This is a genomic window from Saccharothrix xinjiangensis, assembly GCF_039527585.1.
In the GTDB taxonomy this organism is placed as follows: Bacteria; Actinomycetota; Actinomycetes; order Mycobacteriales; family Pseudonocardiaceae; genus Actinosynnema; species Actinosynnema xinjiangensis.
The window spans coordinates 1-15,850 of record NZ_BAAAKE010000016.1 but is presented as its reverse complement, the minus strand read 5'-3'; the positions used below and the strand labels follow the sequence as shown (position 1 = coordinate 15,850).

Here is a 15,850-nt window from a genome sequence, read left to right as displayed (position 1 = left end):
CCGCATGGAGGACCTGGCCCCCGGCACCGTCCTGGACGGGAGGTTCGTCGTCCGGCGCCGCCTCGGCGCGGGCGGCTTCGGCACCGTCTACCTCGCCGACCAGCGGGTCTTCGACGTGACGCTGCGGCAGGTGGCGCTGAAGCTGTTCCACCGCGGCCTGGTCACCGAGGCCAACGCGCGCGAGCAGCTCAACGACGCGGTCGTCCTCATGCGGCTCCAGGAGGAGGAAGACCACCCGGAGGCGAGCCGGCACCTGATCACGGTGCTGGACGCCGGGTTCCTGCGCGAGCCGGAACCGCGGGCCTTCGTCGCGATGGAGCACGCGGCCGGGTACCGGCTCGCCGGTGGCGGCACGGCCCGGACCCTGCGCGACCTGGTCGACGCGTTCCGGCCCGTGCCGGTGGAGCTGGCGCTGCGGTGGATCACGCAGGTGCTGCGCGCCGTGGCGTGGATGCACGCGCTCGACCCGCCGGTGCTCCACTGCGACCTCAAAGCCGACAACGTCCTGCCCGACGGCCCGGACGCGCTGAAGGTGGCCGACTTCGGGCTCGCCCAGCTCGCGTTCGGCGCGGTCGGGCTGTGGGGCGGTGCGGGCGCGCTGACCTGCCAGTCGCCCGAGACGCTCGCGGGCGTCGAGCCGACACCCGCCTCCGACGTCTACTCCCTGGGCCTGCTGCTGCACGAGGTCCTCGCCGGCCGCCACCCGTTCCACGAGGTCGACCTCGCCGCGACCGCCGCGGGCGACGACGAGGCCGGCCGGCGGCGGCGCCACGTCGAGGCGCGCCGCACCGGCCCGGCGCGGCTCACCGAGGCCGACAACCCCGACCTGGTGGACCACCCGCTGCTGGGCGAGGTCATCGCGAAGTGCCTGCGGTTCCGGGCGACGGAGCGCTACGGCAACGCCGCGGTGCTGCTCGACGAGATCGGGGCTTACACGTCCGGGGGCGAGCTGACGGTGTCCCTCCCGGGTGTCCGGGTCCCGGAGGGCGCCACCGAGCTGCGGCGGTTGCTCGCCGAGGCCGAGGCGTTCCGCAGGCGGGGACGCCCGGCGGAGGCCCGCGAGCGCGCCGGCGCGGCGCTCGCCCGCTTCCCGGGCGAGGCCGCGCCGCACGCGAGCCTGGCGAGGTTGAGCCTCACACCGGCCGACTGGCCGGCGGCGCTCCGGCTCTGCGCCGCCGGCCTCGCCCTGCCCGACCTCTCCCCCGCCGACGCCGCCGAGCTCCTGGACCTGAGCGCCGAGGCCTACGAGACCGGTGGGCAGCCGTCGCTCGCCGCCAGGATGCGCGAACGCGCGGCCGCCGCGCGGAAGGGACGGCGTCGATGAGCGCGGACGAACTGCTGCGGCGGCTGGACGAGCTGGGCGCCGAGCTGAAGGTGCGGGACCGCCCCGAGCGGCGCGCGTGGAACAGGCTGGAGCCGACCAGGAGCGGGTGGACCAGGCGGCTCTACGACGATCAGGCGTTCCTGCTGTGGAAGGACGTCCTGCGGCGGTTCCCGGACGACCTGCGCACCGTCCACCACCTCGCCATCATGCACCACGCGCGGGCCATCGACGCGGAGCAGTCCGCCCACCCGCGCAAGTCCGACGCGGACTGGCGGGAGGCGCTGGCGCACTGGCACCGGTTGTTCGAGGCCGAGGAGTTCTGGGCCGGGCTGGCGGACCGCGCCGAGGTCGCGCCGGCCCTCGTGGCGGAGGTCCGGCAGGACCTGGCCGAGCGGCTGCTGCGGATCCACTTCGACATCGCCCTGGACGAGGGGAGCCCGCACCACCGGGCCCGGTTCCACGTGGAGTTGGCCCTCGGCTCGCCGTTCCCGGGCGACCTGGTGGAACGCGTCCGGGTCAAGGCGTACGAACGGGCCGTCGAGGGCCTCGACGCCTCCGTGTGGGGACCGACGTCGTTCGACCAGGAACTCCTCCGCACGGCCGTCGACACCGTGACCCGGCACCTGGACCGGGACCGGGGTTGCGTCGCGGCGCTGACCGACCTGCTCAAGCTGCTCGTGCAGGTGCAGGGGGACCAGGTGCGGCAGGCGAACGGGACCGTCGGCCGGGACGAGACCGACCGGGCCCTCGACGCCGTCCGGGCCACCGCCCGGAAGTACGACGGGCACGTCTCACGCCTGGAACCGCAGCTGCTGGGTGTGACCGAGCGGGACCCGCTGGTCCTCTCCGACCTGGCGCTGTGGCACTCCCGGGCGGGGCAGGCCTGCGTCGCGAGGCACGCCTACGAGGAGGCGGCCGGGTTCTACCGGCGCGGTCTCCGAGCGGCGCGCGCCGGCGAGGACCCCCACGTCGGGGAACTCCGCGACGGCTGGCTGCTGGCCACGGTGCTGGCGGCGCGGGAGCACGCGGCCGACGACCGGGAGCGGGCCCGGCGACTGCTGTCGTCGATCAAGGACGTCGAACGCCCGCCGGGCGTCGTCCTGCTGGTGCGGGCCCAGGCGCGGTTGCGGCTCGGGGACCTCGACGAGGCGGAGCGCGACGCGGACGACGCCCGGGCCGCGATCGAGTCGTCGCCGGACGACGCGCACGTCCGCTGGGGCGAGGACGCCGAGGGCCTGCGCGTCGCGTGCGCCCAGCTGGTCGCGCACATCCACCAGGCCCGGCGGGCCGAGGACATCGCGCCCCACCTGAAGATGGCGGAGGAGGCCATGGCGTCCGCCCGCTGGTCGGAGGCCGCCGCGCGGTTGGACGCCGCGCTGGAGGTGGACGGGGACTTCGTCCCGGCCCTGGTCCGGCGCGCGGAGTGCCGCCTGGGGCAGTACGAGGTCGACGCCGCGGGCGCCGACCTCGACCGGGCGGAGCGGCTGGTCCGGTCGTCGGGCGGGGACGAGCGGGCGCTGGAGGCCGTGCGGGAGCTCAGGAAGGTCCTCGCCGGGCTGCGCGAGCAGGTCACGGCGTGCGGCGGTCCGGGAGCGGCCAGGCTCCACCAGGAGGGCATCAAGGCGTTCAACGCCGGGCGCCACGACGAGGCGATCAGGCTCCTGCGGAGCGCCCGCGCCGCCGCCCGGCCGAGGTCGACGAAGAAGCTCGACCGGGAACTGGCGACCTGTTTGAACGCGGTGGCGTGCGAACTGGTGAAGCCCGTGACGGACGACCTCGTCTCCCGCGGCCCGGCGAACTCCTCCTACCTGGCCTTGGACGAGTCGGTGCGCCACCTGCTGCGGTCGCGGGGCCTGCCGGTCGACTTGCCGGGACTGGGCGGGCCGTCCCTCGGCGACCGGCCCCTCAACGCCCTGGCGAGGGTCCTCCGGGCCGAGCAGATGCTGAACGAGGCCATGAAGCTGCACGCGAACCGGGTCGTCGTGGCGAACCTGGAGCAGGTGCGGCTGTTGCGCCGCCGCGTCGAAGGAACCTGGTGAGCACGGTGAGGGAGGGGTGGACGTGCCGTTGAGATGGGTCCGGGGCGAGAACCCGTACCGCCTGAACCACTTCGGGGTCCTCCAGGTGGGCGCGGACGCCAACCCGTGGGTGATCACCTTCCGCCGCAAGGACCTGGAGCGGAAGATCAGCGGTGGCGGCGAGCACCGGGTGGCCGACCGCCTGGTCACCGAGGCCGACCTCGCCGAGGCGGAGTCCCGGCTGCTCGACCCGGTCCGGCGGGTGTCGGAGGCGCTGCTCGTCCACCCCCGTCCCGCCACGAACACCGGCAGGCTGCCGGAGCTGTGCGCCGCGGTCGAGGAGGCGGCGGCGCTCGAACCGTCGCGCCGCCCGCTGCGCCTGACCGACCTCGCCGACCTCGCACCGCTGGTCCCGCCCCTGGCCGCGGCGGACGTGCCCCGGCCGCCGTGGGCGGACCTGCCGGTGCCGGGACCGGACGGCACCCACGACGCGCAGGCCGACGTCCAGTTCGACCTCTAGCCCCGGGAGCGCCACGTGATCATCGGAATCGACCTCGGCACGACCTTCAGCGTGCTGGCCGTGAAGGGGCGCGTCGACCTGGTCGACGGGTACCCGCCGCCCACCTACCTGGAGGCGCTCGACGTCACGATCATCCCGGACCCGTACGGCAACGACGTCATCCCGTCCGCCGTGTGGGAGGACCCCGACAACCCCGGCTCCCTCGTCGTCGGCACCGACGCCAGGGACCGCGCCGCCGAGGGCCAGGCCCCGATCCTCGCCTCCAAGCGCACCATGGGCACGAACGTCGGCCACCGGCTGCTGGGGCGGGAGTACAGCGCCCGCGAGGTCGCGACCATCATCCTCTCCTACCTGAAGGACGTCGCCGAGCAGGCCCTGGGCGAACGCGTCGACCGGGCGGTGATCACCCACCCCGCGTTCTTCGAGGGCGCGATGATGCGGGAGACCGCCGAGGCCGCGCTCGCCGCCGGGTTCGACTTCGACCAGGAGAAGCACCTCATGATGGAGCCGACCGCGGCCGCACTGGCCTACGCCGGCGCCGATCAGCGCGACCCGCTGCGGCTGCTCACCTACGACCTCGGCGGCGGCACCTTCGACGTGACCGTCATGGAGCGCCGCGGCGGCGTGGTCACCATCAAGGCGTTCGGGGGCGACCGCCTGCTGGGCGGCTACACGTTCGACCGCAGGCTGGCGGACTGGCTCTACGAGCGGCTGCGCGAGCGCGGCGTCCGGATCACCGTGGACGACCAGGACCAGCGCCGCCACGCCACGTGGACCAGGCTGGTGCGGGTCGCGGAGGACACGAAGCTCAAGCTCGCCAACGCGCGCACGGACCGGGTGCCGGTGCACATCAGGGAGCAGCTCACCGACGACGACGGCCGAACGGTCACGCTGCTCGACTCGATCAACCGGCTCCAGTACACCGAGCTGATCCAGGACCTGCTGGACGACACGCTCGGGGGGCGCGGCGGCGCGGGCGAGACCAAGGGCTGCGAGCTGATCCTCGCCGAGGCGGGCCTGACCATCGACCAGGTCGACGAGATCCTGCTGGTCGGCGGCTCCACGTGGGGCCCGTGGGTGACCGAGACCATCCGCCGCCGGTGGGACCGGGAGGTGCGGCTGCTGGAACCGGACCGCGTCGTCGCCGCCGGCGCGGCCCTGCGGGCCGGTTCCCTCCCGGCCGAGATCGCGGGCGACGGCGTCACGGTCCACCTCGACGTGGAAGCCCGCTCGCCGCAGGAGAGCATCACCGTCGCCGGTCGCGTGGACGGCGGGGCGGCGGCGACCCTGACCCTCGTCCTGACCGACGACGGCGGCACCCGTCACGTGACCACGCCGGACGAGGAGGGCCGCTTCCACTTCGAGGACGTCGACCTGCGGCCCGGGGCCACCACCCGGTTCGTCCTCACCGCGGGCGAGGGCGAGCACCGGAACCTGGTCGAGCACCGCTTCGAGGTCGAGCACGTCGCCGAGGACGCCGAGGACCGCGGCACCTCCGTGCCCGTGCTGACGGTGCTGCCGAAACCGCTGTTCATCGAGAAGGCCGACGGGATGGAGCCGCTCGCCGACGAGGGCGCCACGCTGCCCGCCCGCCGGAAGCTGGAGTTCCAGCGCACCAACGACTTCGACACCATCGAGATCAGGCTGTTCCAGGAGTACGACCTCATCGGCTCGGTGCTGATCAGGGACGTGCCGCCGGAGGCCACGCGCGGTTCCAAGGTGATCCTCACCGTGGAGATCAGCCGCAGCAACAAGATCGAGGGCAGCGCCACCGTCCACACGCGCGCCGGGACGGTGATCCGCGAGGCCGCGGTGGACATCAGCATCCCCCGCATGGAGGTCCCGACGGTGGCGGAGCTCCGGGAAGAGCTCGCCACCCTCGAAGCGGAGCTGGAGGAGCGGCTCGCCCTCGAAACCGACGCCACCGCGCGGATGACGATGCGGGCCGCCGGCGACCGGCTCCGCCGGAAGGCGCACCGGCTGTTCGACAGCCCGGTGCCCGACCGGCAGGAGATCTGGTTGGTCCTGCGCGCCCTGGACCGCGTCGTCCGCCCGCCGCGCGACGAGCTGAACCCGCCGCTCGCCCACTTCGAGGCGGTGGTCCTGCGCGTCAGGGACGTGATGGCGGCCCAGGGCTCCGACCCGAACGTCCAGGCGCACGCCCAGATCCTCGGCCGGCTGGAGCAGGAGGGCAGGTCGGCGCACGCCCGGCGCCAGGCCAGGCGCTGGGCCCAGGTCAACGACGGGTTGCACAGCCTGCTCGGCAGGCTGGAGCGCCCGACCGGCCACGACCGCGCCGACGAGCTCCCGCCCGCGAGCGTGCAGAAGGTGATCGCCGTCATGCACCTGGACCAGGTGCGCCAAGAGCTGCGCGCGAAGGAGGCCGAGCTGGTGGACCGCGGCGACTTCGACCGGTTCCGGCCCCGGGCCGACCGGATCCGCGCCGCCGTCGACGACCTCCAGGCCGTGATCGGGAAGGTCGGTGACGACAGCGCGCCCCGGAGCGCCGAGGCCCAGCTCGTGGTCGTGAAGCACAAGGCCAGGTCGATCTCCGAGGACATCCGCCTCCTGGACCAGGACATCATCTGACAGGGGTTGACCTCGCCGCTACCCTGCGCGCCCCCTAGCACGTGACCGGCCCGTCATGCCCGTTTTGCGAGATCAGTTTCACATCCCGTGGACGGGTCTTCCGGCTTGCACGACGGACAGTTACGTTAGGCAAGGCTAAACACACTTCGGGATGACGAACGCGCGTCCCCGGCGCTCACGAGGCGCTCCGTGTGGGCACCGGCACCCGGCGCCTTGCCTCGATGAAAGGGGTTCGTGTCGTGCGCTCACGCCGCCTGCGGGTCGGAGCCGTCGCTTCCGTCGCCGTGCTGGTACTGGGCGCCTGCTCGTCCACGAGCGGGAACGACGGCGGTGGCGCCGCGACCGGCAGCCCGTCCGCCCCCGGCGACTCGTTCCCGGTCACGGTCGAGCACGCGCTCGGGTCGACCACGATCCCCGAGAAGCCCGAGCGGGTCGCCACCGTCGCCTGGGCCAACCACGAGGTGCCGCTCGCGCTGGGCGTCGTGCCGGTGGGGATGGCCAAGGCCAACTTCGGCGACGACGACGCCGACGGCCTGCTGCCGTGGGTGTCCGAGAAGCTCAAGGAGCTCAACGCCCCCACGCCGGTGCTGTTCGACGAGACCGACGGCATCGACTTCGAGGCGGTGGCCGACACCAAGCCCGACGTCATCCTGGCCCCGTACTCCGGTCTCACGCAGGAGGACTACACCACGCTGAGCGCGATCGCACCCGTGGTCGCCTACCCGACGACGGCGTGGGCCACGCCGTGGCGCGACAGCATCGAGCTGAGCAGCAAGGCCATCGGGCGATCCGCCGACGGTGACGAGCTGATCTCCGACATCGAGCAGCGGATCGACGAGGTCAAGGCGAAGTACCCGCAGCTCCAGGGCAAGTCGACGATGTTCATGACGCACTTCGACACCACGGACCTGAGCAAGATCGGCTTCTACACCACGCACGACACCCGCGCGATGTTCTTCGAGGACCTCGGCCTGACCACGCCGGGCAGCATCGCCCGGGCGTCGGCGGCCACCGACGAGTTCTCCCTCCAGCAGAGCACGGAGCAGATCGACGCGTTCGACGACGTGGACATCGTCGTCGGGTACGGCGACGAGCAGGTGGGCCGCGCCCTGGCCGCCAACCCGCTGCTGTCCAAGATGCGCGCGGTGGCCAACGGCTCGGTCGTGATGCTGGCCGGCTCCGGGCCCGCGGGCACCGCGGCCAACCCGACGCCCATGTCCGTGTCGTGGGTGCTGGACGAGTACGCGGGCCGGCTCGCCGCGGCGGCCGACAAGGTCAAGTGAGCGCGTCGACCGACCGGGAGGCCCCGGGCGCCGCCACCGCGCGGCGCCCGGGGCGCGTCCGGGCCTCCTGGCTGCTCGCCGTCCTGGCGGCCCTGGTCGCGACCGCGGTCGCCTCGGTGGTGCTCGGCGCGCGCGACGTCTCCGCGTCCGACGTCCTCGCGGGCGTGCGCGGCCTGGAGGACACCCTCCCCCGGGCCGCCGTCGCGCAGCGCGTGCCGCGCACCTTCCTGGCCGCGCTGGTCGGCGCGGCGCTGGGCTTGGCCGGCGCGGTCATGCAGGGCGTGACCCGCAACCCGCTGGCGGATCCCGGCATCCTCGGCGTGAACACGGGGGCCTCGCTGGCCGTCGTGACCGGCATGGTCTCGTTCGGGCTGGTCAACCCCGTCTCCCACGTCTGGGTCGCCATCTTCGGCGCGGCGACGGCCGCGGTGTTCGTCTACGCCGTCGGCTCCCTCGGCCGCGGCGGCCCCACCCCGCTCAAGCTCGCCCTCGCGGGCGCGGTCACCTCGGCCGCCCTGGTCTCGCTGATCAGCGCGGTCGTGCTGGCGCGCGCCGACATCGCGGCCACCTTCCGGTCCTGGCAGGTCGGCGGCGTCGGCGGCGCGTCCTTCGACCGGATCGGGCAGGTGCTGCCGTTCCTGGTCGTCGGCGCGGTCGTGTGCGCGGTCTCCGCGCGGGGCCTGAACTCCCTGGCGCTCGGCGACGACCTGGCCGCCGGGCTCGGCGAGCGGGTCTGGCTCATCCGCCTCGGCGCCTCGTTCGGCGCGGTCGTGCTGTGCGGCGCGGCGACCGCGGCGGCGGGCCCCATCGGGTTCGTCGGCCTGGTCGTGCCGCACCTGTGCCGGCTGCTGATCGGGGTCGACCACCGCTGGCTGCTGCCCTTCTCCGCCCTGGGCGGCGCGGTGCTGCTGACCTCCGCCGACGTCGTCGGCCGCGTCGTGACCCGGCCGGAGGAGATCGACGTCGGCATCATCACCGCGTTCATCGGAGCGCCGTTCTTCATCTGGATCGTCCGCCGGCAGAAGGTCCGCGCACTGTGAACGCCACCGCACCCGACACGCCCGCGCCCGTCTCCCTCGCGACCGCCTCCCCCGCGACCGTCGACCTCGTGGTCCGCACGAGGCTCAGCCGGGCCAGGCGGCGCCGCCTCGTGGTCGCGCTGCTCACCGCGCTCGTCCTGGTGGCGATGTCGGTGTCGCTCATGGTCGGCCAGCGGTTCTACCCGCCGGGCGACGTGCTCGCCGTGATCCTCGGCGAGCAGGTGCCGGGCGCGTCGTTCACGGTCGGGCGACTGCGCCTGCCCCGCACGGTGCTGGCGGCGCTCGTCGGCCTCGCCTTCGGCCTCGGCGGCGTGACCTTCCAGACCATGCTGCGCAACCCGTTGGCCAGCCCGGACATCATCGGGGTCAGCGCCGGGGCGAGCGCGGCCGCCGCGTTCGCGATCGTCACGCTCTCGCTGTCCGGCCCCGCCGTCGAGGTGGCCGCCGTGGTCGTGGGGCTGGGCGTCGCGCTGCTCATCTACCTGCTGTCCTACCGGGACGGTGTCGCGGGCACCCGGCTGATCCTGATCGGCATCGGGATCGCCGCGGTGCTGGACAGCGCGATCAACTGGGTGCTCAGCGGAGCCGGCCAGTGGGACCTCCAGCAGGCGTTGCGGTGGCTCACCGGCAGCCTCAACGGCGTCGCGTGGTCGGACGTCGTCCCGGTCCTGTGCGCCGTGCTCGTCCTCGGCCCGCTCCTGCTGGCCCAGACCCGCGCGCTGGGCGCCATGCGGCTCGGCGACGACGCCGCCTCGGCGCTGGGCGTGCGCCTCGACGCCACCAGGGTCGTCGTGATCGTCTGCGCGGTCGGGCTGATCTCGTTCGCGACGGCGGCCACCGGCCCGATCGCCTTCGTCGCGTTCCTGTCCGGCCCGATCGCCGCCAGGCTGGTGGGGCCGAGCGGGTCGCTGCTGCTCCCGGCCGCCCTGGTCGGCGCGCTGCTGGTGCTCGTGGCGGACTTCACCGGCCAGTTCCTGCTCGGCGCGCGGTACCCCGTCGGCGTGGTCACCGGCGTGCTCGGCGCGCCGTACCTGATCTACCTCATCATCCGCACCAACCGCGCCGGAGGCTCCCTGTGACCGCCACCCACACCCTCGCGGTGGAGGAGCTGACCATCGGATACGGCGACCGCGCGGTCATCACCTCGCTGGACCTGGTGGTCCCTCCGGGGAGGATCACGGTGGTCGTCGGCGCGAACGCCTGCGGCAAGTCGACCCTGCTGCGCTCGATGTCCCGGCTCCTGGCGCCGAAGTCGGGCCGGGTGCTGCTGGACGGCAAGCTGGTCCACCGCACGCCCGCCAAGGAACTGGCCCGCACCCTGGGCCTGCTGCCCCAGTCGCCGCTGGCGCCGGAGGGCATCACGGTCGCCGAACTCGTCGGCCGCGGCCGCCACCCGCACCAGGGCATCCTGTCGCGCCGGCGCAAGGAGGACGACGCGGCCGTGGCGGCGGCCCTGGAGGCGACCGGGACGGCGGACCTGGCCGACCGCGCGGTCGACGAGCTGTCCGGCGGCCAGCGCCAGCGCGCCTGGATCGCGATGGTGCTCGCCCAGCAGACCGACCTGCTGCTGCTGGACGAACCCACCACGTTCCTGGACGTGAGCCACCAGATCGAGGTCCTGGACCTGCTCACCGACCTCAACCGGTCGCGCGGCACGACCATCGTCATGGTGCTGCACGACCTCAACCTGGCCGCGCGCTACGCGGACCACCTCATCGCGCTCGCCGACGGCGGCCTGCACTCGGCGGGCACCGCCGAGGAGGTCCTCACCGCCGAGGGCGTGCGCGCCGCGTTCGGGCTCGACTGCCGGATCATCGTCGACCCGGTCTCCGGCAAACCGCTCATGCTCCCGATGGGCAAGCACCACACCACCACCGCCTAGCTGGTCGGTCCGGTGGTCGCCGGCCCGCTCGGCGGGCGCGGCCCGGGAACGGGCGCTCACCGGGCCCGCCGCTCACCGGCGGGGTTCCCAGCGGAAGAGCTTGGCGGCCAGGGCGACGGCGACGACGACCCAGGCCAGGGTGGGCGCGAGCAGGAGCAGCGAGTCCGTGACGGCGACGCCGCCGTTCCAGGCGTTCACGGCCAGTTCGGTGGCCGAGCCGCCGGGCAGCAGCCGCTTGAGCAGGGTCAGCTCCTCGGTGCCGGTGATGCCCACCCAGGTGGCGACGGCGATGGTGCCGAGGCTCACCGGCAAGGTGGTGACCTGGGCGTGCTCGGGCGAGTTGGTCAACCCGGCGGTGGCCAGGCCCAGCGCGACCATCATGGCCGCCGTGGCCAGCGTGGCCACCACGAGCAGCCCGATGTCGTCCGGCGCGCCGGTGACCGAACCCAGCACGACCAGGATCGCGGTCACCTGGACCAGCGAGAGGGCGGTGACCGGCAGCACCAGCCCGGCCAGGATGCCGGCGTCACCGGCCGCGGTGGAGCGCAGCCGCTTCAGGAACAGGTTCTGCCTGCGCGAGGCGAGGGTGGTCACCGCGCTGGTGTAGAGCCCGAACGCGCTCACGGTGAACACGATGATCGCGGCGATGTAGCCGAGGCTGCCGATCGCCGCGAAGACCTCGTGCCGGTGGATGAAGAACGCGCTGATCGCGACCGGCACGACGAAGCTGTTGATCAGCACCGAGCGGTTGCGGAAGATCTGGATCAGCTCGCCACGAGCGATCGAGAGCATGACTGGTGTACCTCCTGGCGTGCGGTTGCGGCCTGCCGGCCCTGGTGTGCGGTTGCGGTCTGCTAGTCGTCGATGGCGCGGAACACGTCGTCCAGCCGGGTCGGGCCCGCCTGGAGGTCGCGCAGCTCCACCGCGTGGTCCCGTGCCCACCGCAGCAGGGTGAACAGGTCCTCCTGCAAGGCGAAGGTCTCGACGTGGAACGTCCCGTCACCCGCGCGCCGCGCCTTCGGCGGCGCCTCGGGGGTCGATGGCGGGAGGGCGAAGCGGATCACGGCGGGCAGGGTCCGGGTCAGCTCCGCGACGGTCCCCTCCCGGTGGAAGGAGCCCCGGTGCATCAGGCCGATGCGGTCGGCGCGCTGCTGCGCCTCCTCCAGGTAGTGCGTGGTGAGCACGATGGTCGAGCCGCCCTCGCGCAGCCTGTCCACCGCGTCCCACAGCGCGTCCCGGGACTGGATGTCCAAACCGGTCGTCGGCTCGTCCAGGAACACCAGCTCCGGCGCGCCGTACACGGCGGTGGCGAAGTCCAGCCGCCGCTTCTCGCCACCGGACAGCTGTGACACCTTCGTGTTCGCCTTGCGGGTGAGGTCGACGACGCCGAGCACCCGCTCGACCCGGTCGGCGCGCCGGGTCAGCTCGCCGATCAGCCGGACGGACTCCTTCACCGTCAGGTCCGGCGAGAACCCGCTCTCCTGCAACATGATGCCCATCCGCGGCCGGACGGCGGCCCGGTCCGACGGGCTCTGCCCGAGCACCCGCACCGTGCCCGACGTGGGCGTGCGGTGGCCCTCGACGGTCTCCAGGGTCGAGGTCTTGCCCGCGCCGTTCGTGCCGAGCAGGGCGTAGAACTCGCCCCGCCCCACCTGGAAGGACAGGTCCTTGACGGCGTGGAAGTCGCCGTACCTGACGTTCAGCCGGTCCACGTCGATCACTGGTGTCGAAGTCATGCGCCGATCCCACCGCCATCGGGGGACGACCGGCAGTGCGACCACGTCATCGGGCCGCGTGACATTTCCCGGGGGAAGATGTGACGCGACGTCACTGGTGCCCCACCGCCGGGCCGGACGATGCTGGCGGGCACACTTCGTCCGGCCGACCCGGGAGGGCCGCGCATGAACCCCAGACCGCCGAGCGACCCGGGCGACGCCGAGCCGGCGCGGGGTCAGCTGCGCAGGATCAACCTCACCATGTTCCTGCCGCTGCTCGCCGTCTCCGGGACCATCACGGTGGCGGTCTACGCCCGGTCCTGGTGGGAGGCCGCCGTCCTCGGCGCCGGCGTGGTGGCGACCGCGGTCTCCTTCAGCCGGTGGGCGGCGGGCGACGTGCTGCGCGTCGCGGTCCCGTGCCTGGTCGTCACCGCGGCGGTGTGGCCCTTCGCCGTGCTGGTGGTCGGCAGCTCGGCGGCGTTCTTCGGCCTCTCCTGCGTGGGCTCCTACGTCATCCCCCAGCTGCCGCGGCGGCGGGTCGCGGCGATCGTCGCGCTCCTCGCCTACGTCGGCGCGGTGGGGGCGACGCGGCTGCTGCTGCCGCACGAGGACGTCTCCGACGTGCTGTTGCGGTTCGTCCTCGTCCCCACGGGCGCCACCGCGGTGCTGATCGGGTTGATGTTCCCCAACAAGAGGTTCTACGACGTCGTCGACGAGCTGGAGGAGGCGCGCGAGCGGGAGGCGGAGCTGGCCGTCATCCGCGAACGCGTCCGGTTCGCCGGTGACCTGCACGACATCCAGGGCCACACCCTGCACGTGGTGAAGTTGAAGACCGCGCTCGCCCGGAAGCTGGTCGACACCGACGCGGAACGGGCCAAGCAGGAGCTGCGGGAGATCCACGCGCTGGTCAGCGACACCATCGCCCAGACCAAGGAACTCGCCTACGCGCAACGGCGGCTCAACCTCTCCGCCGAGCTGGAGAACGCGCGGAACCTCTTCGAAGCCGCGGGCATCCAGGTACGCGTCGACCGCGAGGCGGACGTCGACCCGGGCGCGGGCGAGCTGCTCGGCCAGGTCCTCCGCGAGACGACCACCAACATCCTGCGCCACGCCCAGGCGACGTGGGTGCGGATCACCCTGTCGTCGTCGAGCATCACCATCCTCAACGACGGCGCGCCGCGCGCGCCGCGACCCGAGCTCCGGGGGCTGGCCGCCCTCGGCCAACGCGTCGCCGCCGACGGGGGCGAGCTGACCGTCGAGCAGTCGGACGGCCGGTTCCTCACGGCCGCGGCGTTCCGCTCCGAAGCACAGGAGGACCGATGACCACGGTGGTGCTCGCCGACGACGAAGTCCTGCTCCGCAAGGCCATGGCCGCGTTGCTCCCGCTCGAGGGCGAGATCACGGTGCTCGCCGAAGCGGAGGACGGGGCGACCGCCGTCGAGGCCACCCTTCGGCACCGGCCCGACGTGCTCGTCATCGACCTGGAGATGCCCGGTGTGGACGGTCTGGGCGCCGTCGCGGAGATCCGCCGCACCCGACCGGACCAGGTGATCCTCATGCTGACCCGGCACGCCAAGCCCGGGGTGCTCCGCAAGGCCCTCAAGCTCGGCGTCCAGGGCTTCGTCAGCAAGTCGGCCGAACCCGCGCACATCGTCGCGGTCATCGCCACCCTGCACGCCGGCAAGCGCTGGATCGACCCGGACGTCTCCGCGCTGGCCGTCGTCGACGACTGCCCGCTCACCGACCGGGAGGTCGACGTGCTGCGCGCGACCCGCGACGGCTACTCGGTCGCCGACACCGCCGCCCGGCTCCACCTCGCGGAGGGCACCGTCCGCAACTACCTCTCCAACGCCATGCAGAAGACCCAGACCAGGACCCGGCACGAGGCCGCCCGGTACGCGCGCGAGCACGACTGGCTGTGAGGCCCGGAGCCCTGCTCGGCGCGCCCCGCGTCACGCGCCCGGGTCGCCGGGCCCCCACACGCCTCGGGCCCGCCGGTGAAGACCGGCGGGCCCGAGCGGTTCGGCGGTGTCGCGTCAGCCGTGGGCGCGGTGGCCCCGCTTGGTGACGACGTGGTAGATGCCGAGCACGATCAGCGAGCCGAGGATGGCCAGCAGCCAGGTGCTCAGGTCGAAGAAGCTGCCGATGTCGGAGCCGAAGATCGCGCGACCGATGAAGCCGCCGAGAATGGCGCCGACGATGCCCAGCAGCATGGTGATGATGATGCCGCCGGGGTCCCTGCCGGGCATGATGGCCTTGGCGATGGCGCCGGCGATGAGACCCAGAACGATCCAACCCAGGATGCCCACGGTGCTTCCTTGTCCTCGTGCCACGCCGTCTCCTGTGACGCGGCGTGATCGTTACCGACACCGGGTTGCCCAACTCAACCGGATTTCACACCCATGTTTTGCGGATCACAAAAATCCGCTCCCCCGCCACCCTTGATCGCCCACCGCGACCGGCGGCCTGGCACCACCGGTCGGATCGGCTCCCACCTGCGTAGACGTGCGGTTGCGGAACGGTCCGGCCGCCACCGGTCGCCTGGTCCACCCGGCCCGCCGGTGCGCGGCGATGCGCGAGAGGCGTGCCGGGTTCCGCCACCGGGCCGGTGCTCCCGCTTCCCCTCCCGAGGCAACCGATCGGGCCCCTCAAGCGTGCACTGCACGACGAGGAAGGGGGGCCGTGTGATCGTGTTGCCGCCCGTGGAGCACGTGGAGGAGCAGGCGGCCGTGCGTGACTTCACCGAGTTCGCGCGCGCCTCCATGCCCGGGCTGCTGCGCTACGGGCACGTCCTGACCGGCAACCCGCACGACGCCGCCGACCTGGTCCAGGCCGTGTTGGAGAAGGTCGCCTCGCGGTGGGCGGCGCTCGTGCGCGGCAATCCCGACCCGCTGGCGTACGTGCGGCGGGCGATGGCGAACGCCCACGTCAGCCGGTGGCGGCGGCGCAGGCGGGAGAACCTGGTCGCCGACCTCCCCGACGAGCCCGCCGAGGCCGGTGTGGACCGGTTGGAGCACGAGCCGCTGTGGCGCGCGCTGCGCGACCTGCCGCCGCGTCAGCGCGCGGTGGTGGTGCTGCGGTTCTACGAGGGCCTGTCGGAGGAGGAGATCGCCCGTGCCCTCGGTGTCTCGCGGGGCACGGTGAAGAGCCAGAGCAGCAAGGCGATGGCCTCGTTACGAGCACGGGCGGGTGAGTGGGCGTGAACACCGGGGACGACCTGGACGGGGAACTGCGCGCGCTGCTGGCGGACGACCGGCTGGCGCTGCCGGTGCGGCCGGGCGCGGCCGAGGCGCTCGCCGCCCGGGGCGCGCGGCGGGCGCGGCGCCGGGCGGCGGCGGCCGTGGGGACGGTCACGGCGCTGGTGCTCGCCGCCGGCGGGGTCGCCGCGGCGGTCCTGCGCGACGCGGGTTCCGAGCCCGCCGCGCCCGACCTCCTGGAGACCGTCACCGTCACCGTCGCGCCCCCCCCCCGCTTCCGGG

15 protein-coding genes are annotated in these 15,850 nt (G+C 73.5%); 12 read left to right on the top strand and 3 right to left on the bottom strand.

The genetic code is table 11. The annotated features are described in order from the left end of the window. The first annotated feature begins 4 nt into the window (after positions 1-4). The 8 genes from ABD223_RS27160 to ABD223_RS27125 all read left to right on the top strand — a co-directional run bounded on the left by ABD223_RS27160 (position 5) and on the right by ABD223_RS27125 (position 10,656). The gene (locus tag ABD223_RS27160; protein ID WP_344039377.1) at positions 5-1,324 is read left to right on the top strand and encodes a serine/threonine-protein kinase; all 1,320 of its coding nucleotides are present in this window, start codon (positions 5-7) and stop codon (positions 1,322-1,324) included. Further along, positions 1,321-3,363, top strand: coding sequence for a hypothetical protein (locus tag ABD223_RS27155; protein ID WP_344039375.1), 2,043 nt, complete (start codon positions 1,321-1,323; stop codon positions 3,361-3,363). The genes ABD223_RS27160 and ABD223_RS27155 overlap by 4 nt, the downstream gene beginning before the upstream one ends. A gap of 22 nt (positions 3,364-3,385) precedes the next feature. Further along, positions 3,386-3,862 (top strand): hypothetical protein, encoded by a 477-nt coding sequence (locus ABD223_RS27150; protein ID WP_344039374.1) that lies wholly within the window; start codon positions 3,386-3,388, stop codon positions 3,860-3,862. Positions 3,863-3,877: 15 nt separating this feature from the next. Beyond that, positions 3,878-6,451, top strand: coding sequence for an Hsp70 family protein (locus ABD223_RS27145; protein WP_344039372.1), 2,574 nt, complete (start codon positions 3,878-3,880; stop codon positions 6,449-6,451). A 239-nt stretch (positions 6,452-6,690) separates the two neighbouring features. After that, on the top strand, positions 6,691-7,734 hold the full coding sequence (locus tag ABD223_RS27140) for an iron-siderophore ABC transporter substrate-binding protein (protein ID WP_344039371.1): 1,044 nt from the start codon (positions 6,691-6,693) through the stop codon (positions 7,732-7,734). Beyond that, complete coding sequence (locus ABD223_RS27135) at positions 7,731-8,774, top strand: FecCD family ABC transporter permease (RefSeq protein WP_344039370.1); 1,044 nt, start codon at positions 7,731-7,733, stop codon at positions 8,772-8,774. Before ABD223_RS27140 ends, ABD223_RS27135 begins: the two co-directional genes overlap by 4 nt. Further along, a complete protein-coding gene (locus ABD223_RS27130) occupies positions 8,771-9,853 on the top strand; it encodes a FecCD family ABC transporter permease (protein ID WP_344039369.1) in 1,083 nt (360 codons plus the stop codon). Before ABD223_RS27135 ends, ABD223_RS27130 begins: the two co-directional genes overlap by 4 nt. Next, positions 9,850-10,656, top strand: a complete 807-nt coding sequence (locus ABD223_RS27125) for an ABC transporter ATP-binding protein (protein WP_344039368.1) — start codon at positions 9,850-9,852, stop codon at positions 10,654-10,656. Before ABD223_RS27130 ends, ABD223_RS27125 begins: the two co-directional genes overlap by 4 nt. A gap of 72 nt (positions 10,657-10,728) precedes the next feature. Here the strand turns inward: ABD223_RS27125 and ABD223_RS27120 are convergent, their stop codons facing one another. Both ABD223_RS27120 and ABD223_RS27115 read right to left on the bottom strand, forming a co-directional pair. After that, positions 10,729-11,448, bottom strand: a complete 720-nt coding sequence (locus ABD223_RS27120) for an ABC transporter permease (RefSeq protein ID WP_344039367.1) — start codon at positions 11,446-11,448, stop codon at positions 10,729-10,731. A 62-nt stretch (positions 11,449-11,510) separates the two neighbouring features. Further along, positions 11,511-12,392 carry an ABC transporter ATP-binding protein gene (locus ABD223_RS27115; RefSeq protein WP_344039366.1) on the bottom strand — a complete coding sequence of 294 codons (882 nt, stop codon included), beginning with the start codon at positions 12,390-12,392 and terminating at the stop codon, positions 11,511-11,513. A gap of 165 nt (positions 12,393-12,557) precedes the next feature. Here ABD223_RS27115 and ABD223_RS27110 point away from each other — a divergent pair, with 165 nt between their 5' ends. After that, complete coding sequence (locus ABD223_RS27110) at positions 12,558-13,694, top strand: sensor histidine kinase (protein WP_344039365.1); 1,137 nt, start codon at positions 12,558-12,560, stop codon at positions 13,692-13,694. Next, positions 13,691-14,293 (top strand): response regulator transcription factor, encoded by a 603-nt coding sequence (locus ABD223_RS27105; RefSeq protein WP_344039364.1) that lies wholly within the window; start codon positions 13,691-13,693, stop codon positions 14,291-14,293. Before ABD223_RS27110 ends, ABD223_RS27105 begins: the two co-directional genes overlap by 4 nt. 114 nt (positions 14,294-14,407) lie before the next feature. Here the strand turns inward: ABD223_RS27105 and ABD223_RS27100 are convergent, their stop codons facing one another. Next, positions 14,408-14,680, bottom strand: a complete 273-nt coding sequence (locus tag ABD223_RS27100; RefSeq protein ID WP_344039363.1) for a GlsB/YeaQ/YmgE family stress response membrane protein — start codon at positions 14,678-14,680, stop codon at positions 14,408-14,410. A gap of 375 nt (positions 14,681-15,055) precedes the next feature. On the opposite strand from ABD223_RS27100, the gene ABD223_RS27095 reads away from it, so the two are divergent. Further along, complete coding sequence (locus tag ABD223_RS27095; protein ID WP_344039362.1) at positions 15,056-15,574, top strand: SigE family RNA polymerase sigma factor; 519 nt, start codon at positions 15,056-15,058, stop codon at positions 15,572-15,574. Further along, positions 15,571-15,850, top strand: a 280-nt coding sequence (locus ABD223_RS27090; RefSeq protein ID WP_425564018.1) for a hypothetical protein, incomplete at its 3' end; no start/stop codon positions are given. The genes ABD223_RS27095 and ABD223_RS27090, both read left to right, overlap by 4 nt.

What these genes read in the sequence shown, in the direction of transcription:
- ABD223_RS27110 (WP_344039365.1), top strand. Translation starts at nt 12,558, where the DNA reads ATGAACCCCAGACCGCCGAGCGACCCGGGCGACGCCGAGCCGGCGCGG.
- ABD223_RS27155 (WP_344039375.1), top strand. Translation starts at nt 1,321, where the DNA reads ATGAGCGCGGACGAACTGCTGCGGCGGCTGGACGAGCTGGGCGCCGAG.
- ABD223_RS27105 (WP_344039364.1), top strand. Translation starts at nt 13,691, where the DNA reads ATGACCACGGTGGTGCTCGCCGACGACGAAGTCCTGCTCCGCAAGGCC.
- ABD223_RS27120 (WP_344039367.1), bottom strand. Translation starts at nt 11,448, where the DNA reads ATGCTCTCGATCGCTCGTGGCGAGCTGATCCAGATCTTCCGCAACCGC.
- ABD223_RS27160 (WP_344039377.1), top strand. Translation starts at nt 5, where the DNA reads ATGGAGGACCTGGCCCCCGGCACCGTCCTGGACGGGAGGTTCGTCGTC.
- ABD223_RS27115 (WP_344039366.1), bottom strand. Translation starts at nt 12,392, where the DNA reads ATGACTTCGACACCAGTGATCGACGTGGACCGGCTGAACGTCAGGTAC.